The organism is Stenotrophomonas sp. SbOxS2, from assembly GCF_013416715.1.
Lineage (GTDB): Bacteria > Pseudomonadota > Gammaproteobacteria > Xanthomonadales > Xanthomonadaceae > Stenotrophomonas > Stenotrophomonas lactitubi.
This window is the reverse complement of sequence record NZ_JAAVXD010000003.1, coordinates 51658-75898: the sequence shown is the minus strand read 5'-3', so window position 1 is coordinate 75898 and position 24241 is coordinate 51658. Positions and strand designations below refer to the sequence as shown.

General features: G+C 66.6%; 22 protein-coding genes and 1 tRNA gene. 7 read left to right on the top strand and 16 right to left on the bottom strand.

What is annotated here, in order from left to right:
• Positions 1–10: 10 nt before the first annotated feature.
• Positions 11–1531: a hypothetical protein gene (locus HFK18_RS05495; protein WP_180164940.1), complete on the top strand. Its 1521-nt coding sequence runs from the start codon at positions 11–13 to the stop codon at positions 1529–1531.
• 55 nt (positions 1532–1586) lie between these two features.
• Here HFK18_RS05495 and HFK18_RS05490 read toward each other — a convergent pair whose 3' ends face one another.
• Together HFK18_RS05490 and polA are read right to left on the bottom strand one after the other, a co-directional pair.
• Complete coding sequence (locus HFK18_RS05490; protein WP_180164938.1) at positions 1587–2069, bottom strand: YetF domain-containing protein; 483 nt, start codon at positions 2067–2069, stop codon at positions 1587–1589.
• Positions 2070–2384: 315 nt separating this feature from the next.
• The gene (gene polA / locus HFK18_RS05485; RefSeq protein ID WP_180164936.1) at positions 2385–5159 is read right to left on the bottom strand and encodes a DNA polymerase I; all 2775 of its coding nucleotides are present in this window, start codon (positions 5157–5159) and stop codon (positions 2385–2387) included.
• Between the two features lie 97 nt (positions 5160–5256).
• On the opposite strand from polA, the gene HFK18_RS05480 reads away from it, so the two are divergent.
• Entirely contained in the window at positions 5257–5541 is a 285-nt protein-coding gene (locus tag HFK18_RS05480) for a DUF2782 domain-containing protein (protein ID WP_099819903.1), read from the top strand.
• Between the two features lie 291 nt (positions 5542–5832).
• Here the strand turns inward: HFK18_RS05480 and HFK18_RS05475 are convergent, their stop codons facing one another.
• The 5 genes from HFK18_RS05475 to HFK18_RS05455 all read right to left on the bottom strand — a co-directional run bounded on the left by HFK18_RS05475 (position 5833) and on the right by HFK18_RS05455 (position 10901).
• Positions 5833–6279, bottom strand: coding sequence for a universal stress protein (locus HFK18_RS05475; RefSeq protein WP_025878044.1), 447 nt, complete (start codon positions 6277–6279; stop codon positions 5833–5835).
• 219 nt (positions 6280–6498) lie between these two features.
• A complete protein-coding gene (rtcA, locus tag HFK18_RS05470) occupies positions 6499–7515 on the bottom strand; it encodes an RNA 3'-terminal phosphate cyclase (RefSeq protein ID WP_180164934.1) in 1017 nt (338 codons plus the stop codon).
• Positions 7516–7597: 82 nt separating this feature from the next.
• Positions 7598–8824: an RtcB family protein gene (locus HFK18_RS05465; RefSeq protein ID WP_089237839.1), complete on the bottom strand. Its 1227-nt coding sequence runs from the start codon at positions 8822–8824 to the stop codon at positions 7598–7600.
• An 83-nt stretch (positions 8825–8907) separates the two neighbouring features.
• Positions 8908–9050, bottom strand: a tRNA-OTHER gene (locus tag HFK18_RS05460).
• 303 nt (positions 9051–9353) lie between these two features.
• Positions 9354–10901, bottom strand: a complete 1548-nt coding sequence (locus HFK18_RS05455) for a VWA domain-containing protein (protein ID WP_180164932.1) — start codon at positions 10899–10901, stop codon at positions 9354–9356.
• Between the two features lie 187 nt (positions 10902–11088).
• On the opposite strand from HFK18_RS05455, the gene rtcR reads away from it, so the two are divergent.
• The gene (gene rtcR / locus HFK18_RS05450; RefSeq protein WP_180164930.1) at positions 11089–12684 is read left to right on the top strand and encodes an RNA repair transcriptional activator RtcR; all 1596 of its coding nucleotides are present in this window, start codon (positions 11089–11091) and stop codon (positions 12682–12684) included.
• A gap of 75 nt (positions 12685–12759) precedes the next feature.
• On the top strand, positions 12760–12906 hold the full coding sequence (locus HFK18_RS05445) for a hypothetical protein (protein ID WP_164745102.1): 147 nt from the start codon (positions 12760–12762) through the stop codon (positions 12904–12906).
• Positions 12907–13000: 94 nt separating this feature from the next.
• Here the strand turns inward: HFK18_RS05445 and HFK18_RS05440 are convergent, their stop codons facing one another.
• Positions 13001–13555, bottom strand: a complete 555-nt coding sequence (locus tag HFK18_RS05440; RefSeq protein WP_180164928.1) for a hypothetical protein — start codon at positions 13553–13555, stop codon at positions 13001–13003.
• Between the two features lie 105 nt (positions 13556–13660).
• Positions 13661–13987, bottom strand: coding sequence for a low molecular weight protein tyrosine phosphatase family protein (locus HFK18_RS05435; RefSeq protein WP_100461988.1), 327 nt, complete (start codon positions 13985–13987; stop codon positions 13661–13663).
• Positions 13988–14122: 135 nt separating this feature from the next.
• Here HFK18_RS05435 and HFK18_RS05430 point away from each other — a divergent pair, with 135 nt between their 5' ends.
• A complete protein-coding gene (locus HFK18_RS05430) occupies positions 14123–14833 on the top strand; it encodes a hypothetical protein (protein ID WP_180164926.1) in 711 nt (236 codons plus the stop codon).
• Positions 14834–14939: 106 nt separating this feature from the next.
• Here HFK18_RS05430 and uvrD read toward each other — a convergent pair whose 3' ends face one another.
• From uvrD to dnaQ, 6 genes are all read right to left on the bottom strand, one after another.
• Entirely contained in the window at positions 14940–17132 is a 2193-nt protein-coding gene (gene uvrD / locus HFK18_RS05425; protein ID WP_108267661.1) for a DNA helicase II, read from the bottom strand.
• 9 nt (positions 17133–17141) lie between these two features.
• Positions 17142–18563 carry an FAD/NAD(P)-binding protein gene (locus tag HFK18_RS05420; protein WP_180164924.1) on the bottom strand — a complete coding sequence of 474 codons (1422 nt, stop codon included), beginning with the start codon at positions 18561–18563 and terminating at the stop codon, positions 17142–17144.
• A 24-nt stretch (positions 18564–18587) separates the two neighbouring features.
• Positions 18588–20006 carry a cardiolipin synthase gene (gene cls / locus HFK18_RS05415; protein WP_089237853.1) on the bottom strand — a complete coding sequence of 473 codons (1419 nt, stop codon included), beginning with the start codon at positions 20004–20006 and terminating at the stop codon, positions 18588–18590.
• Positions 20007–20211: 205 nt separating this feature from the next.
• Positions 20212–20379, bottom strand: coding sequence for a 50S ribosomal protein L33 (gene rpmG, locus HFK18_RS05410; RefSeq protein ID WP_170272460.1), 168 nt, complete (start codon positions 20377–20379; stop codon positions 20212–20214).
• Positions 20380–20389: 10 nt separating this feature from the next.
• On the bottom strand, positions 20390–20626 hold the full coding sequence (gene rpmB, locus HFK18_RS05405) for a 50S ribosomal protein L28 (protein WP_005411638.1): 237 nt from the start codon (positions 20624–20626) through the stop codon (positions 20390–20392).
• 238 nt (positions 20627–20864) lie between these two features.
• Positions 20865–21374, bottom strand: a complete 510-nt coding sequence (gene dnaQ / locus HFK18_RS05400; RefSeq protein WP_180164922.1) for a DNA polymerase III subunit epsilon — start codon at positions 21372–21374, stop codon at positions 20865–20867.
• Between the two features lie 203 nt (positions 21375–21577).
• Between dnaQ and HFK18_RS05395 the strand changes: the two genes are divergently transcribed.
• Positions 21578–22810, top strand: a complete 1233-nt coding sequence (locus HFK18_RS05395) for a glycosyltransferase (RefSeq protein WP_180164920.1) — start codon at positions 21578–21580, stop codon at positions 22808–22810.
• Here HFK18_RS05395 and HFK18_RS05390 read toward each other — a convergent pair.
• Complete coding sequence (locus tag HFK18_RS05390) at positions 22779–23672, bottom strand: LysR family transcriptional regulator (RefSeq protein ID WP_180164918.1); 894 nt, start codon at positions 23670–23672, stop codon at positions 22779–22781. The two genes, HFK18_RS05395 and HFK18_RS05390, sit on opposite strands and share 32 nt — an antisense overlap.
• 110 nt (positions 23673–23782) lie before the next feature.
• On the opposite strand from HFK18_RS05390, the gene HFK18_RS05385 reads away from it, so the two are divergent.
• Positions 23783–24181 carry a RidA family protein gene (locus HFK18_RS05385; RefSeq protein ID WP_180164917.1) on the top strand — a complete coding sequence of 133 codons (399 nt, stop codon included), beginning with the start codon at positions 23783–23785 and terminating at the stop codon, positions 24179–24181.
• Positions 24182–24241: the final 60 nt, after the last annotated feature.

The window sequence follows — 24241 nt, the reverse complement described above, 5'->3', positions numbered from 1 at the left end:
GAAGACCGTGATGCCCGTTGTTGTTTCCCCACGCCGCCGGATGGCCACCTGGCGCCTCATGCTGCTGCTCGCGCTGGCCGTGCCCAGCCTGCCGGTGGCCGCGCAGTCGATGGCCTGCGGCACCTACCTGCAGGACGATGGCAACGCCAGCCTGACCATCGAAAGCGAAGCCCACGGCTTCCTTTCGGGCCCCTACCAGGCCACGGAACGGCTGCGGCTGGTACGCCAGGACAACCTGCTGGGCACCGGCAACCTGTCCACCGGCCGCCTGGAGAACTGGGAGTTCAGCGACAACGACCGCACGGTCACCGGCGGATACCACACGTTCCACCTGAAAGCAGCGGCCGCCTGCAAGCCGGTACCGGAGATGGTCGAAGGCAGCTGCATGGCCGACACCAGCGACTGCCTGGAGGCACTGCCTGAGGCCGCGCCCTTGCAGCTGCACGCCTGGTGCAGCGAGGGCGTGGAGGCAGCCTGCACCCAACTGCAGGAGACCTACCAGCGCCAGGCCAAGGAGGCGCAAACGCAGCGTGCCCAGGCCGAGCCGCAGATGCCGGCCTACTGCCGCGATGATGCATCGCCCGAGGAGGGGGAAGCCTGCATGGCCGTCATGAAGGCCATGGCCGGCGAACTGATGGGCAGGGCGGTGATGGGTCTGGAGCAGACGCTGGACGCACCGCTGCCAGCAGCGCAGCTGGATGAACTGGCGGCGCTGTGCGCACAGCAGCAGGGCGAGTCGTTCTGCAGCAACGTGGCCGAAGCGCTGTGGAACGGCGGACGCCTGCAGCAGGCGCAGCAGGCCCTGCAGCGCTCGTGCACGCAGCGCGAGGGCACCTACGCCTGCGGCCCGGCCAAGGGCCTGGCGATGCTGACCCCGCTCGCGTCGTCGGCGCTGACCCCGGTCGCAGCTACCGCGCTTCCCTGCGGCCGCTTCGAGGCCGAGCTTGGCCTGCTGTCGTCGCTGCGGTTCCTGGATGCCGGCCTGGTCGAAGTGGAGGGTGTCGGCACCCGCCTGCGCGCACGCGTGCAGGACGGCAGGATCCTGATCCGTCGTGACGTCGGCAGCGATTTCGTGCTGCAGCCACTGAGCAACGGAACCCTGGCCGGGATGGACAAGGACAACCGCTACGGCTACTACCAGCGCATGGACAAGTCCGCGACGAGCTGCCAGCCGCCGCCGGCATTCGTGGAGATCCCGCAGCCGCTGGATTGCCCGATCCTGGCCCGCAAGGGCGGCGCCGCGTCATGCTGCAACGACGGCAAGCTGCTCGGCTGCAAGGTCGCCGGTGAGGAACTGCACAGCGCGGAGAAGTGGGCGCAGGCCCAGCCCTATTTCATCAAGCTGTGCAGCGCCGGCGTGCGCGATGGCTGCCTGGGGCTCGCCGCAGGCTATGCGCATACCGCCGACCCCAAGGTTCCGCAGACGATGGCGGCGATCTGCGCCAAGGATGGCAAGGGCACCCATGTAGCCTGCGATGTGGACGCCACACGTGACTGGGCGGGCATGAAGGCGCAGGCGGCCGAACAGTAAACCGTGGTGCCGTGGGCCGGAGGAATACTGCCTTCGGCCCACGCTGTGGCGCGCGTCAATCGTCCTTGCGCTTGGGAATGATGGTGATGTGGCCGTTGGTTTCCAGCAGTGCCAGTTCCACCTCTTCCACGCCGATGCAGCTCTGCTGGCGCATGGCGACCTCGAAATCGGCGCGGCTGACCAGCTCGCGCCGCAGCACGCTGTCGAAGAGCTTGCCGTTGCGCGCGATCACCACCGGTTCGCCCTCGATCAGCCGTTCCATGCGGCGGATGCGGGCGGTGATCCAGCCCACGCCGTAGTTCAGCAGGATCAGCGTGGCGGCCAGCAGCAGGCCACCGGCCAGCGACGTATCGGTACCCAGCAACGCGTTCTGCACCGCGTTGCCGAGCAGCACGATCAGCAGCACATCGAACGGGGTGACCTGCCCCAGCGCGCGCTTGCCACTGAGCCGGACCATGCCCAGCACCACGGCATAGACCACCACCGCGCGCAGGATGAATTCCCACCACGGCATCGCCAGGGCGAACAGATCGGGCATTGCGGGTTCCCCTGCTGAGCGATGGCCCAGCGTGGCGCAGCAGCGCACAAATAAAAAGCCCCGCTGACCAGGGGGAGGTCAACGGGGCCGGGGAACGGGTGCTTGGGGAGGAGCCCCCGTTCCGAGATCTGCTCCAGGGGATGGGAGAGATCCACAACAGGCGTTGCGCCTGTCGGGAGTTATAGAAGCACTCCGAACACTAACGGTTCGTGAAGGGGCCCAATTTAATAAGCACCCCTCAGGGAAACATTCATGTTCGAGTCAGAAATATCACGCAAATGAACGAATTCACGGCGTTTTCGGCCTGAATGCGACTCAGTGCGCCTCATCCCAGTTACTGCCGGTGCCGGTATCAACCACCAGCGGCACGCGCAATTGTGCTGCTTGCGACATGTGCTGCACGACATTGCTGCGCAGCTCTTCAATGAATCCGGTCTCGGCTTCGAATACCAGTTCATCGTGCACCTGCAGGATCATCCGCGCCGGGGCACCGCTGTCACGCAGCCACTGGTCCACCGCGACCATGGCGCGCTTGATGATGTCGGCGGCCGTGCCCTGCATCGGGGCATTGATCGCCGCACGTTCAGCGCCGGCACGCAGGCCCTGGTTACGTGCATGAATGTCGTTCAGGTACAGGCGGCGACCGAACAGGGTCTCCACGTAGCCCTGCTCCCGGGCCTGCTCGCGCATGCGCTCCATGAAGTCACGCACGCCCGGATAGCGGCTGAAGTACAGCGCCACGTAGTCCTGCGCCTGGCCTCGGTCGATGCCGAGGTTGCGGGCCAGTCCGAACGCGCTCATGCCGTACATCAGGCCGAAGTTGATCGCCTTGGCCGCGCGACGCTCGTTGCTGGTCACTTCTTCCAGGGTGCGGCCGAACACCTCGGCGGCGGTGGCGCGATGCACGTCGGCGCCCTGCTCGAAGGCGCGCACCAGGCCCGGGTCTCCGGACAGGTGGGCCATGATCCGCAGCTCGATCTGCGAATAGTCCGCCGCCAGCAGCTGGAAACCTTCCGGGGCGATGAACGCGCGGCGGATGCGGCGGCCATCCTCGGTGCGGATCGGGATGTTCTGCAGGTTCGGATCGGACGAAGACAGGCGGCCAGTGGCGGCGCCGGACTGGTGGTAGCTGGTGTGCACCCGGCCGGTGTCCGGGTTGACCATCTCCGGCAGCTTGTCGGTATAGGTGCTGCGCAGCTTGGCCAAGCCACGGTATTCAAGGATCACCCGCGGCAGCTCGTGCTGCTCGGCAATCGCCTCCAGCGCCTCTTCATTGGTGCTGGGCTGGCCCTTGGGGGTCTTCACCACCGCCGGCAGCTTCAGTTCGTCGAACAGCACCGCCTGCAGCTGCTTGGGCGAATCCAGGTTGAAGCTGCGTCCGGCCAGTTCGGTGGCCTTCTGCTGCGCGGCCAGCATGCGCGAGGACAGGTCCTGGCTCTGCCGGCGCAGTTCGTCGGTGTCGATCCGCACGCCGTTGGCCTCGATGCTGGTCAGCACCGGCACCAGCGGCATCTCGATGCTGCGGTACACGCTGTCCAGGGTCGGTTCGGCCCGCAGCTGCGGCTGCAGCGCGTGGTGCAGGCGCAGGGTGATGTCCGCGTCTTCGGCGGCGTAGCGGCTGGCCTCGTCGATGCCCACCTGCGAGAACGAGATCTGCTTGGCGCCCTTGCCGGCCACCTCCTCGAACTTGATGGTGTTGTAGCCCAGGTAACGCAGGGCCAGCGAATCCATGTCGTGGCGGGTGGCGGTGGAATTGAGCACGAAGCTCTCGAGCATGGTGTCATCGTGGTAGCCCTGCACGTCCACGCCATGGCGGCGCAGCACGTGCAGGTCGTACTTGCCATGCTGGCCCAGCTTCTTCTTCGCCGGGTCCTGCAGCACCGGCCGCAGCGCGTCGAGCACCTGTGCCAGCGGCAGCTGTGCCGGCGCGCCCGGATAGTCATGGCCGACCGGGATGTAGGCGGCCTTGCCCGGCTCCACCGCCAGGCTGATGCCCACCAACCGCGCGCGCATCGCATCCAGCGCGTCGGTCTCGGTATCGAAGCTGATCAGATCGGCCTGCTGCACACGTGCGACCCAGGCCTGCAGCTGCTCGGTGGTCAGCACGGTCTCGTACTCGCCGGGCGCCGACAGCGCCGGATCGAGTTCGCCCGCCGGCGGCGCTTCGGCGCTGCCACGGGCAAAGCCGGCTGCGGTACCACGCAGGCTGGGCGTCGCGTCGTTGGTCACCGCAGGCGCTGGTACCGGCCCACCCAGTTCCTTCAATGCCTGGGTGAAGCCGTAACGCAGGTACAGCTCGCCCAGCGTGGACACATCCGGGTCACGCAGGGCCAGCGTGGTCGGGCTGGCGTCCAGCGCGACGTCGGTGCGGATGGTCACCAGCTCCTTGTTCAGCGGCAGGCGCTCCACCGCGGCGCGCAGGTTCTCGCCGATCTTGCCCTTCATGGTCGGCGCGGCCGCGATCACCCCGTCCAGGTGCTGGTATTCGGCCAGCCACTTGGCCGCCGTCTTCGGCCCGCACTTCTCGACCCCGGGCACGTTGTCCACGGTGTCGCCCATCAGCGCCAGCAGGTCGACGATCTGGTCGGCACGCACGCCGAACTTGTCCATCACCGCCGCGTCCGAATCCATGCGGCTGCCGGTCATGGTGTTGACCAGTTCGATGCCCGGCCGGACCAGCTGGGCGAAATCCTTGTCGCCGGTCGAGATGGTGACCTTCAGGTCCTGTGCGACGCCCTGCAGGGCCAGGGTGCCGATCACATCGTCGGCCTCCACGCCATCAATGCGCAGGATGCTGATGCCCAGCGCTTCGACGATGCGGCACATCGGCTCGACCTGGCTGCGCAGTTCGTCGGGCATCGGCGGGCGGTTGGCCTTGTACTGGTCGTACAGGTCGTCACGGAAGGTCTTGCCGGGGGCATCGACGACGAACGCGACGTAGGCCGGGCGCTCCTTCAGCGTCGAGCGCAGCATGTTGACCACGCCGAACAGCGCGCCGGTGGGCTCACCCTGTGCATTGGACAGGGGCGGCAGCGCGTGGAACGCGCGGTACAGGTAACTGGACCCGTCGATCAGGACTAATCTGCTCATGCGACGATTCTACGCGCCCACGCCTGCACCGAGGCGACACGGCAGTGACGCGACGATGGGGCATAATCAAGGCTCTTTCCAGGCAAAGGCCCCGCCGATGAAAACCCTGATGCTGGCTTCCGTGCTCCTGCTCGCTGGCTGCGCCAGCATGGGCGGCGCCGGCGCGCCCCCGGTGGACGTCAAGGGCGCCGATGTCTCCAAGCGCACGATGGACAACGGTGACACCATCGAGGAGTACCGGGTGTCCGGCCAGCTGCGCATGGTCAAGGTGACGCCGGCACGCGGCGCGCCGTTCTACATGTACGACAAGAACGGCGATGGCCGCTTCGACAACGACAAGGACGGTGTGTCGCCGGTGTACTGGAAGCTGTACAGCTGGTGATGTAGGCAGCGTCGGATCCCTTTCCGCAGGAAAGGGCTCTGACCCCATCAAGGCGATCGGCGATGTCCATCCACCCATGGGGTGGATCTACTGGATGTTTCGGTGGCCCATCCACGCGTGGCGTGGATCTACTGGGCATTGCGGTGACCCATCCACGCATGGCGTGGACCTTTGACGGTGAGCTTGAGTAGATCCACGCCATGCGTGGATGCTCTACCCGGCGCCGGAAAAAACAACGCCGGCGCGCTTCCTGCGGCCGGCGTCGGGTCCCCTCCCCGGGAACGCTCTGTATCAGCGGATGACCAGCACCGGCAGCGTGCTGCGCGCCAGCACCTCGGCGGTCTGGCTGCCCAGCAGCACGCGGGTGACGCCGCGGCGGCCGTGCGAGGTCATCACGATCAGGTCGCTGTTGCGCTGGCCCGCCGTCTCGATGATGCCGTCGGCCGCATAGCGGTCCAGCACATGCACCGGATTGGCGGTGATGCCCTGCTCGGCCGCCTTGGCCAGCGCAGGCTGCAGCACCTTCTGCGCGCCTTCCTCGCGGTCGGCCTTGTACTCCGGGCTGTTCATGTAACCCACGCTCCAGCCCATGGCGTCGTACATGCCGACGGCCCATGGCTCAGAGACGGTGACGATGTCGACCTCGGCATTGAGGTCCTTGGCCAGCTCCAGGCCCTTGGCCAGGCCCTTGTCGGCCAGCTCCGAACCGTCGGTGGCGATCAGGATGCGCTTGTACATGGTGGGGCTCCGCGGTGATCTACCCAGTGGGAACGACACCATTACATACCCGATGTGGAGATCGTGCCTTGCGCAGGATCAATCCGGTAGCGCGCAGCGATGCCTGCGCAGCGCGGGTTGATTGGCCGATGCGCGGCTTGGCGTCGCCCGGCGCAACATGCCCAGGATCGACACGCGGCTGGGATGCTCCGGTAGCGCCGGGCCATGCCCGGCGGGCACTCAGGCCTGCACCTTCACCCGCCAGCCACCCTCGTGCGGTTGCCAGTCGAATTCCACCGGCAGGAACTTCTCGATCAACCGCGCATTGCTGACCAGGTGATCGCTCAGCACGTGGGTGGTGAACGCACCGCCGCCCGCCAGCGCCATCGGCAGCAGCAACTGGTCGGACAGGTACTCGCCAACGGCACCCGCCCCGTCCAGATACTGCTTCACCTGCCCGGCCAGGCGCGCGCCGACCTGCTCGGCGGAGACACTGCGCTCGCCATGCCCGCTGAACACCTCCACGTGGTCGCCATGCCGCACGCGCACCAGGGCAACGTTGCCCGGTCCCAGCGCCGGCCGTATCGACTGCACGTTGCGCGGATGCGGGTCCACGCCCAGCGTCTCGGCCAGCACCTGCAGTTCGCGCAGGCCGATGCCGCTGGACAGGCCGGACATCAGCACCTGTGCCTCGATTCCCTGCAACGGCGCACGCACCTCCAGCGACGGCGGCTGGAGCGCTGCGCACGGCTGCACCTGCACCTCCATCACGCCACCGCCTGCCGGGTGAAAGCCGTGCTGCAGCAGCTGCATCGACGCCTGCACGCCCATCCGTTGCAGCGCCGGCAGATAGCTTTCGGCGATGAAGTCCGCACTGGGCGCCAGTGGGTTGTGGGTACCGCCTTCCAGGCGCAGCTGCGACGCTCCCTGCGCGCGCCACAGTGCCGGCAGCACGGTCTGCAGCACCAGCGTTGCCGAGCCGCTGCTGCCGGTCGCGAAATGATAGTCGCCAGCGCTCACCGCCCCCGGCTCGAAGCGCAGCGAGGTAGCGCCCAGTTCCGCACCGTGCACACACGCGTTGCCGACCCGCGCCGCGGCGTTCACCGCGGTCAGGTGCTGGCGCATCAATCCCGGCTTGCGCCGGATCGCGCGGATGTTGTGCAGCGTGAAGCCTGTGCCGGTGCACAGGCTCAATGTCAGTGCCGAGCGCAGCAGCTGTCCGCCACCCTGCCCGCCATCCAGTTCAATCATGTCCATCTGTCTGTTCCTCCATGCCCGTTGTTTCGATGCCGGGCCCTGCTGCCGTGCGCGGCGCAGTGTACGCCGCGCACGGGTTGCTTCATCCCTTCACGCACACCACTTGGCGCAGCGTGTGCACGATCTCGACCAGATCGCGCTGGGCTTCCATTACCGCCTCGATCGGCTTGTAGGCCGCCGGCGATTCATCCACCACCTCCGCATCCTTGCGGCATTCCACGTGCGCGGTGGCCTTGGCGTGGTCATCCACGGTGATCAGCTTGCGCGCCTGGGTACGGCTCATCACGCGGCCGGCACCGTGGCTGCAGCTGTGGAAGCTGTCCTCGTTGCCGAGGCCACGCACGATGAAGCTCTTGGCTCCCATGCTGCCCGGAATGATGCCCAGTTCGCCCTTGCGCGCACTCACCGCGCCCTTGCGGGTCAGCATCACGTCCTTGCCGAAGTGGGTCTCGCGGTTCACGTAGTTGTGGTGGCAGTTCACCGCCTCGGCCTCGGCCTCGAACGGCTTGCTGATCACCGTGCGCACCGCAGCCACCACGTTGCGCATCATCACCTCGCGGTTCATGCGTGCGAAACGCTGCGCCCAGTCCACTGCGAACACGTAGTCGCCGTAGTGCTGGCTGCCCTCGGGCAGGTAGGCCAGGTCCTGGTCGGGCAGGTTGATCATCCAGCGGCGCATTTCCTGCTTGGCCAGCTCGATGAAGTAGGTGCCGATGGCATTGCCCACGCCACGCGAACCGGAGTGCAGCATGAACCACACGCGCTGCTCCTGGTCCAGGCACACCTCGACGAAGTGGTTGCCGGTACCCAGCGTTCCCAGGTGCTTGAGGTTGTTGGTGTTCTTCAGGCGCGGATGACGCTCGCAGATCAATGCGAAGTCATCCACCAGCTGCGCCCAGCCTTCCACGGCCAGTTCGGGCGGCGTGTCCCAGCTGCCCTTGTCGCGGCCACCGCGGGTCACGCTGCGGCCGTGCGGCACCGCCCGTTCGATCGCGCTGCGCACGGCCGACAGATTGTCCGGCAGGTCGCTGGCAACCAGCGTGGTGCGCACGGCGATCATGCCGCAGCCGATGTCCACGCCCACCGCCGCAGGAATGATCGCGCCGATGGTCGGCACCACCGAACCCACGGTCGCGCCCTTGCCCAGGTGCACGTCGGGCATCACCGAGATCCACTTGTGGATGAAGGGCAGCCTGGCGATGTTCTGCAGCTGCTCGCGCGCCTGGTCTTCCAGCGGCACGCCGCGGGTCCACAGCTTGATCGGTGCAGCACCCGGCTGCTGGATCACGTCGTAATTGAGAGTGGTCATGGTGATGTTTCCTTTCATCCAAAGCAAAAACAAAGAAGGTGCGGTGACAAAGGTGGTGGAACATTCCGTCGTCCACGTTGCCGTGGATGACGGCCGGGACTTGAACCCGACCCCGAAGGGCTTCCGATGTAGTTCCACCTGCATTCCCCGCGCAACGAAAGCGAAGGTGCCGGCAGCACGACAAGAATCTGGAGGAACATCCTGCTCTACCACTGAGCTACCGCCGCGTTGCCGCGGCAGGCGGGAGTCGAACCCGCGACCTGGAGCTTAAGAGGCTGTAGTTCCTCCGGCATTCGCGCTGCCGGCGGTGAAGCATCGGCGCCGTTGCCGGTGCCGTTTGAAAAGGTGCGGTGACAAGGGAAGTGGAACGTCTGCTTCCTCACGACAGGCAGGAAACGCGGGACTCGAACCCGACCCCGAAGGGACAACCAATGTAGTTCCACCAGCATTCACCGCAAAAACGAATTCCTGGCCCTGCCCGGCTGGCCCCATTGCCAGCCGGGCGGTCCGTGGCGACATCCTTGCCGCCTTACAACGCCATGTCCTGGATGCGCTGGACCCAGCTGCTGCCGTCCTCGGCCGCAGCGGCGTACTGCGCGATCAGGTCGAACACCGCATCGCTGAAGCCTCCGATGTGCAGCACGTCGCCGCGCTGCACGGTCTGGCTGCTGGCCACCGGCTGCAGGTCGATGCACACCAGCCGAGCCTGTGGGCAGCGACGCTTCAGTGCGTCCCACTGCAGCATCGTCGCGGTCTGGCCGCCGGTGCGGGTGTCGCGCCAACTCTCGTTGTCCGACACCATCACCACCAGGTCCACCGGCTCGCGCCGCAGGTTGAGGTAGTGCAACGGCGCGCTGACCGACGTACCGCCGCCGTTGATCGCCAGCTGGCGGGCCAACGTCATCACGCTGTCGCGCGGGTTCAACCGCACGTGGCGCACCTCGGTATCGAACGGCAATACCTTGGCCTGCGGCTGACCGCGCAGCACGCAGGCTGCAACCAGCGCCGCCACGTCCACACAGCGTGCTGCGGTGCTGGCGCCCTTGCGGTAGCCGGTTACCGGCGACTGCATGGAACCGGACACGTCCACCGCCACCACCACCCGCCCCGGCAATGCCGGCGCCGATGTCGTCGCGATCTCCATCGCATCCTGCAGCGCTTCCAGGATCGGCGACGGCAAGCCAGCACCCGCGTGGAAGGCCATCAGCAGCTGGTACGGCAGTACACGGGCACGACGCACCTGCTGCGGATCACGCAGGCGATCTGCGATCACCTGCACCATCGCCGGATCATCGAACACGCCGTTGCGGGCGAACGTGTTGAGGTTCATCCGCATCGACTGCCACGATGCATTGCGGGCCAGTGCCGACCACTGCGCCGCATCCAGCGGCAGCGTGCTGTAGTACTGGAACGGCAGGTCCGGCGGCAGTCCGCGCGGATCGCGCTTGAACGCTTCGTAGGCCTGCACGACCGCCGGCAGCTGCGCCTCGTCGTACGGACGACCGATGATCCATGCGTACAACGCCTTGCGCTCGGTGTTGGCGGGCTTCGGGTGCACCATGCGGATCACATCGGCCAGCGACGGCTGCTGGCCGATTGCCGCACGCACCAGCGTTTCCGCCGACGCCTGCTGAATCCACTCGCGCACCCTGCGCTTGGGCAGCGAGCCCAGCGAACGGCGCCCCACCTGGCCACTGCGCATGATCTGCACGAAGGTGCGCAGCTGGCGGCCGTTGTCGATCACCCGCGGAAACGCCAGAGCGAACGCCTCCGGGTCACGCAGGCTGAGCACCGCCAACAGCAGCGCCGGCATGTCCTTCATGTGTGCGACCTGGCGGGCGTACAGCGCGGTGCGGGCGATGAAGCGCGGCTCGACCTGCGCGGTCAGCGCCAGCACCTGCTGCAGCTGCGCTTCGGCGTCGCTGTAGAAAGTGTTGTTCAGGCACCCGGTGGCCGCATACAGCGCCAGCGCTGCACGCGGGTCGCGGCGGTAGGCCAGGCCACCGGCTTCATTGACGGTGTCTGCCTGCGGCGGCTGCGGCGTGCGCATCCAGGAGAAGAGCGAAAGGTTGGCCATGCTGATGTCCTCGGCGGGAACAGCCCGCGTCGTGTCTTGCTGGATATAGAGCAATGGCCGTGCCAACTTTTCTCGCAGGTATCCATGCGATTGATTTTCATGGAATTTCTCTTGAATCGAGCTATCTTGATCAGCGAGACGCGGCGAAAAGATATATATTTCTCGCGCCACTTTTATAGGAATGGATATGAAGCGTCGGCAGGTGGTCTTCGGCATGCTCGGCACCCAGCTCGACGCGGGCGAAGGCCCGGGCCGCTGGCAGAAGTGGCGCCCGACGGTGTCACTGGGCATGCATGAGGATTTTCTGCCCGACCGCATCGAACTGCTGCTGGATGAGCGCCGCTACAGCAAGCTGGCAGGCGTGGTCTGCGAGGATCTGGTGCAGGCTGCGCCGGACATCAGCGTGCAGCGACACGACACCTACCTGGCAGATCCGTGGGAATTCGAAGGGGTCTACGCCACCCTCCACGACTTCCTCGCCAGCTATCCGTTCCAGCCGGAGGAGGAGGACTACTACGTCCATATCACCACCGGTACGCACGTCGCGCAGATCTGCTGGTTCCTGCTGACCGAGAGCCGGCACTTCCCCGGGCGCCTGCTGCAGACCTCGCCGCCACGCAAACAGGATGGCGCCGCTGGCACGTACGCGGTCATCGACCTCGATCTATCGCGCTACGACCATATCGCCCAGCGTTTCGCCCAGCAGCAGCTGCAGGACCGCGACCTGCTGAAGGGCGGCATCGCCACCCGCAACGCGGCCTTCAACCGCATGATCGAGCAGATCGAAACGGTGGCTACCCGCTCGCGCGCGCCGATGCTGCTGATGGGGCCGACCGGTGCAGGCAAGAGCCAGCTGGCCAAGCGTGTGTTCGAGCTGAAGAAGCTCAAGCACCAGTTGCCGGGTCGCTTCGTCGAGGTGAACTGCGCGACGCTGCGCGGCGACGGTGCGATGAGCACCTTGTTCGGCCATACCAAGGGCGCCTATACCGGCGCTTCCAGCGACCGTGCCGGCCTGCTGCGCTCAGCCCACCAGGGCCTGCTGTTCCTGGATGAGATCGGCGAACTCGGCCAGGACGAACAGGCGATGCTGCTGCGGGCGCTGGAAGAGAAGCGGTTCCTGCCGGTCGGCAGCGACCGCGAAGTGGAGAGCGACTTCCAGCTGATCGCCGGCACCAACCGCGACCTGCAGCAGTCGGTGCTGGAAGGCCGCTTCCGCGAAGACCTGCTGGCACGCCTCAACCTGTGGACCTACCGCCTGCCGGGCCTGGCCCAGCGCATGGAGGACATCGAACCGAACATCGAGTTCGAGCTGGAACGCTGGTCGCAGGACCAGCATGCGCGGGTTCGCTTCAACGTTGAGGCACGCACGCGCTATCTCGCGTTTGCCACCAGCCCGGAAGCGGCGTGGCGTGGCAACTTCCGCGACCTGGGCGCGTCGATCATGCGCCTGGCCACGTTGGCGAGTGCCGGGCGCATCCAGATCGAGGGCGTGGAAGACGAGATCGTGCGCCTGCGGGCGCAGTGGCGCGGCGGCGATGCGCCTTCACCGCTGGATGCACTGTTGGGCGATGCCGTGGACACGCTGGACCGTTTCGATCGCGTGCAGCTGGAAGAAGTGGTGCGGGTCTGTGCGCGCGCGAAATCGCTGTCCGCTGCGGGTCGCGAGCTGTTTGCGGTCTCGCGCACGCAGCGCGCCAGCACCAACGACGCCGACCGCCTGCGCAAGTATCTGGCCAGGTTCGGGCTGGACTGGGAGCAGGTGCGGGGTCCGGTCACACCGTAGCGCCGGGCTTGCCCGGCTGCCACGCACGGCGCATGCTGGGCGCGCGGCACGCTGCCGCCATCGGGGAGCACGCGCATGCAGGACCGCAAGCCGACATCACGGATCACCCCACGGGCCATTCTTCTGGCCGTGGCCGCCGCGTTCGTGCTGTTCTATGGCGGCTACCAGCTGGGCAAGCACCTGGCCCTGCGCGAGAACGCGCAGCAGGCCGCAAGTCGGTAACGCCCTTCTGTAGAGCCGAGCCATGCTCGGCTGCTCTCCGCGACCGACGACATCGTGCCAACCAAGGTTGGCACCTACCGGTAGAGGCCTACGCTCAGGCGATCTGCACCACGCGTGCGTTCTGGCACAGCGGGTAGCTGCCGACGAAATCAGCGATCGCCTCACGCATCGCCTCGAACGACTGGCCATACATGTACAGCGCGGTCTCGCTCGGCCCCTGCCACCAGCTGCAGATCTCGCCCAGGCCATCGATGCGCTCGGACAGCTGTTCGAACACATGGTTCGAATCGCACTGCTCGTATACCTCATCCGGCAGGGTCAGGCCGTCGAGGTAGATGCCCAAGCCCTCGGTCACGCCGAAGCTGCGATCGGCCTCGCCTGCGCCCTGTATCTGCGAACCCTTCGGTGCACCCAGCTGCTCCAGCAGGTCGACCAGCTTCGGCACGCCCGCGGCATCAACCAGCGCCACTTCGATATCACCGTATTCGACTTCGCCTTGGTCGGACATCGCGGTACCGCCTCCGGTGATCCCACCCAGCTCGGCCGCCTGCAGCAGCGCATCCAGCGGATCCTCGAACAGCTCATGGCGATGCTCGGGCTGCAGCCTGGCGTTCAACTTCACGGTGACATGCAGCGTGGGCTCGGTCATGAGGGCATTCCTGGGAGATGTGGCCGCTATTGTAGAGCCGCGCCTGCTCGACTGGCTTTGCTGCGGAAAGCAGCCGAGCATGGGCTCGGCTCTACAAGACCGCGCTCAGCGCAGGAACGGCGGCACTTTCCGTTTCAGCAGCTCCACCAGCACCGGGTCCATGTACTCGTAGTCGTCCGGGATATCCAGGCAGATCACGCGCTTGCCCTTCAGCCACGGTTTGTAGCGGCTGGAGAGGCGGTTGCGGTGGGCTCGCTCCATCACGAACACCAGGTCGGCCCACTGCAACAGCTCGGGGCTGAGGATCTCTTCGGCGTCGGCGAGCAGCCCGGCCGAGGCGGTCTCGATGCCCGGCCACTCGGCGAACACCTGCTCGGCCGTCGGGCTGCGCAGGCGGTTCTGGCTGCAGAGGAAGAGAACCTTGCGGGTCATGACCGCAGCGTATCGGGGTCGGATCCCTTTTCCAACGGAAAAGGGCTCTGGCCCTACGCAGTACCTTCAGAGACGTTGCATGGCCGCCGCAGGCTTCATCAGCGATCATTGGGCTATCGCATCTTGGACACGCCCATGATTACCAGAGATGACCTGTTGCAGGAGTTCGGGGAGGTAACCGAGGTCCACGGCTGCTACTTCGCCAAGTACACCGTGGCGACATTCGATCTTCATTGCTGTTTGAGGATCACCGATGGCCAGGATCTGATGGTTGTCTCAAAGAACATCAACGACCCGGAACTCGCCTCCAGCGTTGCACTGGAAGCGCCGCGCCATCTGTCTCACGACAGGCCAACGATCTTCACTATTTCTTCCAATGCTTATGGGTTCACCCACGCAATGGCGGTGCCCAGCACGTATCACGGGTTCCTCAACCAGATTGAGGGTCGTGCGAACCTGTTCCTGTGCGTGCCGATCTTCCAGTGCGAGTTCAGCGGCGAGGAATCAGCAGAGGAGTTCCGGCTGGCCACGACGCATGTCGTTTCGATCTACGAGTGGGACAGAACCGTGCAACCCAAGGTCAGCGTGTACTTCGACAACCCCCGCACCGGCGGCGGCACAGACGAGTCCGGCGCCCTCGTGCCGTTGCGGGTACTCCTGGCTGAAATCGACAATCTGAGCGGCGTAGGCGACGGCTTCATCGAGATCACCAATTATCGCGACGAGGTGATCGAGGTGTTGTCACCGGAAGAAGGCAGCTATGTGTTGATCCGCAACCGGCAGGATGAGGAAATGATGGAGCGCGTGCGGCTGGTGGCAGCAGTGGAGACGTTCACCACCAAGTGACGCCTAGCCGTTTTTGTAGAGCCGAGCCCATGCTCGGCTGAATTTTCCGGCCAACCGCAGCCGAGCATGGCTCGGCTCTACAGATGTCCCGGCCCCCTGACAGCGATCAGATCACCGTCAGGTTGGCATATGCCATCACCAGCCACTTGCTGCCGGCGTCGGCGAACTCGATCTGCACACGTGCGTGGGCGCCGTTGCCTTCGTAGTCGGTCACCATGCCTTCGCCGAACTTGGGATGGTTGACCAGCGCGCCCAGCTTGATCGGCGGCGCTTCGATGGCGGCGTGACCCATCACCCGGCTTGCGCCCATCGAGGCCGGTCGCGAGACCTGCACCTTCGGCCGTACTTCGTGCAGCAGCTCGCGCGGGATCTCGCGCAGGAAGCGCGACGGCAGGCTGTAGTTGTCCTGGCCGTGGATGCGCCGCGATTCGGCGTAGCTCAGCACCAGCTTCTGTCGCGCACGGGTGATGCCAACGTAGGCCAGTCGACGTTCTTCTTCCAGCCGCCCGCTTTCCTCCAGCGACCGTGCGCTGGGGAACAGGCCCTCTTCCACGCCGGCCAGGAACACCAGCGGGAATTCCAGGCCCTTGGCCGAGTGCAGCGTCATCAGCTGCACGCCCTCCTCGCCCGCCTGCGCCTGGCCTTCACCAGCTTCCAGCGCGGCATAGGCCAGGAACGCGACCAGCTCGTCCATGTCCTCGCCCACTTCCTCGATGTCGTCGGCACGGCGCACGAAGCGCGAGGCCACCGACACCAGTTCGTCGAGGTTGTCGGTGCGCGATTCCGAATCCAGCGCGTTGCGGCTTTCCTTGCTCCAGTGCTCGCGCAGCTGCGAACGCACCAGCACATGGTCCACGCGCTCGGCCAGGGTCATCTGCAGGGTCTGCGCCTGCAGTTCATTGACCAGCACCAGGAAGCCGGCCAGCGCGTTGCGCGCACGCGCCGCCAATGCACTGCCCTGGGTCACCAGCATCGTGGCTTCCCACAGCGAGATGCCCTGGGTGCGTGCTTCGCGGCGCACTTCGTCCAGCGTGCGGTCACCGATGCCACGCGTGGGCGTGTTCACCGCGCGCTCGAATGCAGCGTCGTCGTTGCGGTTGGACAGCAGGCGCAGGTACGCCAGCGCATCCTTCACTTCGGCGCGCTCGAAGAAGCGCATGCCCCCGTACACGCGGTACGGCACCTGTTCGCTCAGCAGCGCTTCTTCCAGCGCGCGTGACTGCGCGTTGCTGCGGTAGAGCACGGCCACTTCGGTATAGCTGCCACCGTCGCGCACCCACTGCCGCGCGCGCTCGACGATGTAGCGCGCCTCGTCCATCTCGTTGTACGCCGCGTACAGGTCGATCGGATCGCCGTCGCCGCTGTCGGTCCACAGCTGCTTGCCGATGCGGTCCGGGTTGTGCGCGATCACCGCGTTGGCGGCGTTGAGGATGTTGGCGGTGGAACGGTAGTTCTGTTCCAGGCGGATGGTCTGCGCGCCCGGGAAATCGCGCAGGAAGCCCTGCACGTTCTCGACCTTGGCACCGCGCCAGCCATAGATGGCCTGGTCATCGTCACCGACCACGAACACGTGGCCCTCATGCCCGGCCAGCACGCGCACGAAGGCGTACTGGATGGCGTTGGTATCCTGGAATTCGTCCACCAGGATCTCGCGGAACCGCGCGCGGTAATGCGACAGCAACGGCGGATTGTCGCGCAGCAGTTCGTGCGCGCGCAGCAGCAGCTCGGCGAAATCGACCAGGCCGGCACGGTCGCAGCGCGCCTGGTACTCGGCATAGGCCTGGCGCATGGTTTCCAGCCACGCATCGTTCGGCTCGGGCTGGATGTGCTGCGGGCGGCGGCCCTCATCCTTCTGCGCGTTGATCCACCAGGCAATCTGCTTGGGCGGGTACTTGCCGTCATCCAGCTCCAGCGCCTGTACCACGCGCTTGACCAGCCGCAGCTGATCGTCCGAATCCATCACCTGGAAGCTTTCCGGCAGCTTGGCGTCCTGCCAGTGCAGGCGCAGCAGGCGGTTGGCCAGGCCGTGGAAGGTGCCGATCCACATGCCGCGGCTGCCATGCGGCAGCTGTGCGTCGATGCGATGGCGCATCTCGCCAGCGGCCTTGTTGGTGAAGGTCACCGCGAAAATGCCGTGCGTCGGCACGCCTTCGACTTCATGCAGCCAGGCAATGCGGTGGGTGAGTACGCGCGTCTTGCCCGACCCGGCACCGGCCAGCACCAGGTGGTGACCGAGGGGAGCGGAGACGGCTTCGCGCTGGGCCGGGTTCAGGCCATCAAGCAAGTGGGAGACATCCATGCCTCCATTTTACGGCATCGACGTCGCAGCTCCTGCGACCACCTGCACGGCCAGTGCCTGCGCCTGCTGACGCAGTTCAGGCACCGCCAGGCTTTCCCACAGGCTGCCGATGCGCAGGCTGCCGAGTACCCCCAGGCGCGCCTGCGGCTTGCCGCCCGCTGCGCACAGCCGGTCGCCCGGCACACTGCTGTCCAGGCCCAGCCCATGCGGGCCGGGACGGACCAGGCCGTCGACCTGCAGCTGCTGCAGCAAGGGGTTGCGCAGCGCCGAGGCACGGGTTTCCACGCCCGTGGCATTGACCACCGCACCGATCGTCCACTGCACGTTGCCGCCGCCCGCCTCGCGACCCGACAGCTGCAGGGCATCCCCGTCGCGCCACACGCGTTGCAGGCGGGCGCGGTGAACCCGCAGCTGGCCGCTGGCCTGCAACGCCTGCAACTGCTGGGCCACCGGCTCAGCGATGCGATGGCGGTGTACGTCCCAGTAGCGCACCACGTGGCGCAGGAAGCGACGCTGGTCGGCCTCGCCCAGACTGAGCCAAAGTGCCTGGCCGTGCGGACGGATGCGGTCCATCACGCCCTGCCACGGGATGCCATCGACCTGAGCCTGCCGTGCGTGCTGGCGCAGTGCGCGCAGGCGCTGGCGCAGGGTCATCGGCAGCAGCTCCTGCGGGTCGAACGCCGGCTGGCCACCATGTGCATGCGGCAACGGCAGCAGGCCATGGCGCGAGATCACGTGCAGCGGCCCGCTGTGACCTGCGGCCGCCAGCGCCAGTACGGTGTCGGCCATGCTCAGCCCGGAGCCGACGATGGCCAGTGCATGGCCACCGGCCAGCGTGCGCACGCCGTCGTAATCCCAGGCTTCGACCACGTCATCGGCAGGCAGTGCATCGGCGCCGTCGACCGGCAGCGGCCGCATGCTGTTGCCGGTAGCGATCACCGCCTGCGCTGCATGCAGCGTTCGGCCATCGCCCAGCTGCAGCTGGTAACCGTGGTCATCGGCATGCAGCGCCAGCACCGGTTGGGCGATGACCTGCAATCGCGCCGCGCTGGTCGCTTCGGCCTCGCGCAGGCGCTGCTGCAGGTAAGCGGCGAAGTAATGGCGACACACGTAACGTTCGCCCAGCACCTCGCGCGCCTCGCCCGGGTAGGCGTTGGCCGTCTGCAGGAAATCAAGAAAGTCGCCGGGCTGGTCAGGGAAGGCGCTCATCTTCGCCGCCGGTACGTTCAGCAGGTGCTCCGGCCACGGCGTGGCATAGGCAATGCCCTGCGCCAGCTGCGAGGCAGGTTCGAAGATGGCCAGCGCCAGCGGCACCCGGGCCTGCCGCAACACCTGGATCGCCACCAGCACCCCGGCCGCACCACCACCGATGATCGCCAGGTCCAGTTCGCCATTACGCGGTGAATCAGTCATGCGCCGATTGTAGGCCATCGACCCTGCCCGGCTGGCGCCGGCCTACATCAGCGCATCGGCCAGCCGTGCGATGCCTTCGCGGCTGCGCAGCCACGCTGGGCGCTTGCGCCACTGCTCCAGGTCCAGCAGGCGCGACTGGCGCAGATAGTCGTCCTCGATGGCGATCAGCTGCGTGACCAATTGACGGTCGTAGCAGATCAGGCCGATTTCGGCATTCAGCGCGAACGAGCGGATATCCATGTTGATCGACCCGAGCACGGCGATGTCCTCGTCCACGCTCATGTGCTTGGCATGCAGGAACTGCGGCTCGTACAGCGCGATCTGCACCCCGCAGCGCAGCAGCTCGTCGTAGTAGGCCTCCTGCGCCCACGAGGTCAGCCGCTGGTTGTTGCTGGCCGACAGGATCAGCTGCACCTGTACGCCGGACAGTGCGGCGATGCGCAGTGCACTCAGCGTTGCTTCGTCGGGCACGAAGTACGGCGTCACCATCACCAGCCGGCGCCGGGCAAGATGGATCAGCGCGGCCACCGCATCGCGTGCGTTGCTGTAGGGGTAGGCCGGGCCGCTGGGCAGCAGCTGGGTGGCGATGTCCTCGCTGCACACCGGCACGTCGGCGATGACGTCCAGGCGCTGCCCGGTTTCGATGTACCAGTCGCTGGCGAACACCGCTTCAAGGTGCGCTACCGCCGGCCCGCGCACGCGCGCCACCAGCTCGCGGTTGGGGTGGCCGGCAACGAATTCAGGCCGCGCCAGGTTCTGCGAACCGACATAGCCCACTTCGTTGTCGATCACCGCGATCTTGCGATGGTTGCGCAGGTCCATGCGTCCGCTGCGGCGCCAGCGCAGGCCGCCGGGCAGCATCGCGCGCACTTCGACGTCACGTGACCGCAGCCGCTTGCTGTACGCACGCAGGCCACGCTTGGCGCCCACCGCATCCAGCAGCACGCGGCACTGCACGCCACGCGCTGCGGCACGCTGCAGGGCTTCGACGATGGCCTCGCCTACGGTGTCATCGAACATCAGGTAGTACAGCAGGTGCACCCGGTCCTGGGCCTGGTCGATATCGGCGATCAGGTTGTGCAGTGATTCGTCGTAGTCGGTCAGCAGGTCGACCGCGTTGCCATGCACCGGCATGAAATCGCCCTGCCGCTGCACCAGCGGCACCACTTCGGCACTGGCCGAATCGGGCTGTGGCGTCCAGCGCAGGCGGCGCTGCAGCGCCTGCTCCTCGCGGATCACCTGCGAGGCCTCGGCCTGCCGGCGGATGCGTTCGCGCGACAGCCACGGGTGGCCAAACAGCAGGTACAGCGGCAGGCCCAGCAGCGGCACGAAGCCGACCAGCAGCAGCCAGCTGCGCGCCGCGCCCGGCGTGGTGCGGGTGGGAATCCAGCACAGCGCCACCAGCCGGATCAGCCAGTCGATCAGCAGCAGATACGAACCCAGCAACCACTCGAACAGCATCAGGCGCGCCCGTCGGGAGGGTGATGGGCCATTCTGCCCAGCGGGGTGGGTGGAGTCGAGCCGCGCCAAGCGTGCCGACCAACGGTCGGCACCCACCGGGGTCGGAACGTGTCGACCGAGGTCGACACCTACCGGGGGCGGGGGGCCACAAAAAAACCCGCCACGAGGGCGGGTTTCTTCGGAGGCAATCAGCAATCCTTGCGGATTACTTGATCTTGCCTTCCTTGTACGGGACGTGCTTGCGCACGACCGGATCGTACTTGGAGAATTCCATCTTCCCCGGGGTGTTCTTCTTGTTCTTGTCGGTCGTGTAGAAGTGACCGGTACCAGCGGTCGAAATCATACGGACCTTATCGCGCTTGCCTGCCATGATCGTCTACTCCTCAGACCTTTTCGCCGCGCGCACGCAGCTCAGCCAGAACGGAATCGATACCGTTCTTGTCGATGGTGCGCAGTGCATGCGCGGAAACACGAAGCTTCACCCAGCGGTTCTCGCTGGCAACCCAGAAGCGGCGCTCGTGCAGATTCGGCAGGAAACGACGACGGGTCTTGTTGTTGGCGTGCGAGACGTTGTTACCCGTCTGCACTCGCTTGCCGGAAACCTGGCATACGCGGGACATGGCGCACCTCGATAGTAAGTTGTGTCAGCCCGTAGCCCGGGAGACGGCGGCCTCGATGGTTGCCCACCACACGTCAAGAGAATCAAAGGGTTACGCTGGCGTTGGGCGGCCGGGGACGTGCTCCCGGGGGCGCCGCCCGGTACGAAACCGGACACAGCGAGCCGCGCATTATGCACGCAATCAAGACCTTGCGCAACTTACCCACAGGGCAAGGCTGAACACGGCGACGGGGGCCAGCTCAGCGCAGGTGTGGAATGACCTGGGCCAGCAGATGGGCGTCCTTCAGCGCGCCGTGCAGGCCACGATTACCGGGAATACGCAGGCGCTGCAGCACATCGTCGAGCTTGTTGGGCATGCCCGGCCAACGGTTGCGGGCCAGCTTCAGGCTGCAGGTCACGCGGCAGTGCTGGGCCAGCCCTTCGGCGATGCCGGCCAGGCGCAGCTCGTTGTCGAGGAAGCCGACATCGAAAGTGGCGTTGTGCGCGACCATCTCGCTGCCACCCAGGAACTCCAGCAGCTCGGCGGCCTTGCTCGCGAACAGCGGCTTGCCCACCAGCATCGCATCGCTGATGCCGTGCACGCGCTGCGCGCCCCAGTCCACTTTGCGCTGCGGCTGCAGATAGGTGTGGAACTGACGGCCGCTGAGCTGCCCATCGATCAGTTCCACCGCCCCGATTTCAATCACCCGGTGGCCCAGACGATGCGAGATGCCGGTGGTTTCGGTATCCAGCGCAACGACGCGGCTCATGCCGCACACCTGTGAGCAGCAACGCGCAGGCAGGAGACAACGGACGGTAGTGAAGGCAGTGCAGTCATGCGGTGCTGGATCCTGGTGCGCGCGCCCGTGCAGCGTGGGCAGGTGATGCGGGATTGTCCCATGCGGCGCGCCAACGGGTAGGCGGGACGAACACTGCGATACCGGCATACTGCCGCCTCACTGCGGAGGCTCCAATGCGATTGCTGGCCCTCACCTACGGCACCGAAGGCGATACACGCCCGCTGGTCATGCTCTGCCACGGGCTGATCGCGGCCGGCCACGACGTCATGCTGCTGGCCGACGGCGGCACCCTGGGCAGCGCGAAAGCAATGGGCGTCCCGCACGCGGCGCTGGAAGGCGACATCCACGATGAAGTGGTGGCGCTGGTCTCACGCGGCAACGGCGTGGCCGCCGCCAGCACCGGGCTGGCACGGATGGCGCTGCAGCACGTCGCCGGCTGGATGCGCCAGGCCGATGCTGCAGCCGAGGGCTGCGATGCGATCCTGACCGGCGGCCTGGCGGCGTTCGTCGGCATGAGCGTGGGCGAACGTCGTGGTCTTCCGGTGATCGGCGCCGGCATGATTCCGCTGACACCAACGCGCGCATTCCGCTCGCCCTTCCTCCCACCCGGGCGTTCACCGGGATGGTTGAACCGGGCCAGCTACGGGCTGGTCAACGGCCTGATCTGGCGGCAGTTCCGCGGCCCGATCAACGCGGCCCGCCAGCACGCCGGGCAGCGGCCACGACGCTCGCTGTGGACCGGCCTGCCGATGCTGTACGGCATCTCGCCGCAGCTGCTGGCACCGCCTTTGGACTGGCCGGCCGACCATGTCGTGTGTGGCCAATGGTCGGCACCTGCTGCGCCGTGGCAACCGTCGGCGGAACTGCAGACTTTCCTCGATGCCGGGCCACCGCCGGTCTATCTGGGCTTCGGCAGCATGACCGGCTTCGACCGCGAACGCGTGCTGCCGGCGCTGTTGTCGGCGCTGGCACCGCGCCGCGTGCTGCTGTTCCCCGGTTGGGTCGGCGTGCCCGACATGGCGTTGCCCGACACGGTATTTGTGATCGGGCCCACCCCGCATGAAGCCTTGCTGCCGCGCTGCGCGCTGGCGATCCATCATGGTGGCAGCGGCACCACGCATTCGGCCTGTCGTGCCGGCATACCGTCGATGGTGATGCCGTTTGCCGCCGACCAGTTCTTCTGGGCCGATCGCCTGCAGCGGCTGGGTGTAGCGCCTGCGCCGCTGTCACCGAAACGGTTGCAGCCGCAGGCGTTGGCCGATGCACTGGCGTTCGCCGAGCAGGCGGATACGCGCGCGCGTGCAGCCGCGCTGGGCGCTGCAATGGCGAACGAGGACGGAGTGGCATGCGGCGTGGCGGTGATCGAGCGGTGGCTCAGCCCAACTTCTCCACCACCCAATCAATGAACACCCGCAGCCGCTGGCTCATGTGCCGGTTCGGCGGGAACATCACGTGCATCGGCATCGGCGGCAGCTGCCAATCCTGCAGCACCGGCAGCAGCTCGCCGCGCGCCACATGCGGTTCGGCCATGTAGCTGGGCAGCGCGACCACGCCGAGGCCGGCCAGGCCCGCCGCCAGATAGGCATTGCCATCATCGAAGCCGATGGAATAGCGCCCCTGCACCTCGATGCGCTCGGCACCGCGCTGCGCGCTGAACACGCGGGCACGGCCACTGCGCGGGCTGAGGAAACCGACCGTGTGGTGGTCCGGCCCTTGCAGCGCGCGCGGGTGGTCCGGCATACCGAACTGCTGCACATAGCCAGGGCTGGCATGGAAGCCGATCGGCAGGCTCGCCAACGGCCGCGCCACCAACGCCGGGTCGGCCGGGGTGCCGCCACGGATCACGCAGTCGACGTTGTCGGCGATGACATCGACCTCGCGGTCGCTGACCCCCACCTCCAGCTGGATGTCCGGATAGCGCGCCTGGAAGCCGGGCAGCGCCGGTACCAGCCGCAGCCGCGCGTACGGTCCGGGCACATCGATGCGCAGGCGACCGCGCGGTTGTGCGGCGGCATCGCCCAGGCCGCCCTCCACCTCTTCCAGCTCGGCCAGCAGACGCACGATGCGCGGGTAATACGCCGCGCCATCGGCGGTGACACTGACCCGGCGCGTGGTGCGGTTGAGCAGCCGCAACCGCAGATGCGCTTCCAGCTGCTGTACCAGCTGGGTGACCGTGGTGCGGCTGAGCTGCAGCGTATGCGCGGCGCGGGTGAAGCTGCCGGTCTCCACCACCCGGGCAAACGCCCGCATCGCCTCGAAGCGGTCCATGTCAGCGGCTCTGATTATTTGGAATTACCAATCAATCTAGGCGCATCATCGCGGTTTATCTAGACAGCGGCAGCGGGGAGGATGGTCTCCTCCCGTCTGGAATCCCCCGTATGTCCCACCGCGATGTCGTCTTTCCCGCCGGCCGGCAGGCGCTGTACGAGCGCAACCGTTACTCGCCGGCCATTCGATCCAATGGCTTCCTGTTCGTCTCCGGCCAGGTCGGCAGCCGCGAGGACGGCTCGCCCGAGCCGGACTTCGAGACCCAGGTGCGCCGCGCCTTCGACAATCTCAACGCAGTGCTGGCCGCGGCCGGCTGCGCGTTCGACGACGTGATCGACGTGACCGTGTTCCTGGTCGATCCGGAAACCAACTTCGAAAAGGCCTGGGCGATCGTGCCCGAATACTGGGGCGAAGCGCCGCACCCGACCCTGACCGGCATCGGCGTGACCTGGCTGTATGGCTTCCAGTTCGAGATCAAGGTAATCGCGAAGCTGCCCGCCGACCGGTAGTGCCGGCCGCTGGCCGGCAATGTGTCGGGGGTCAAAAAGCGTGTCGACCAAGGTCGACAC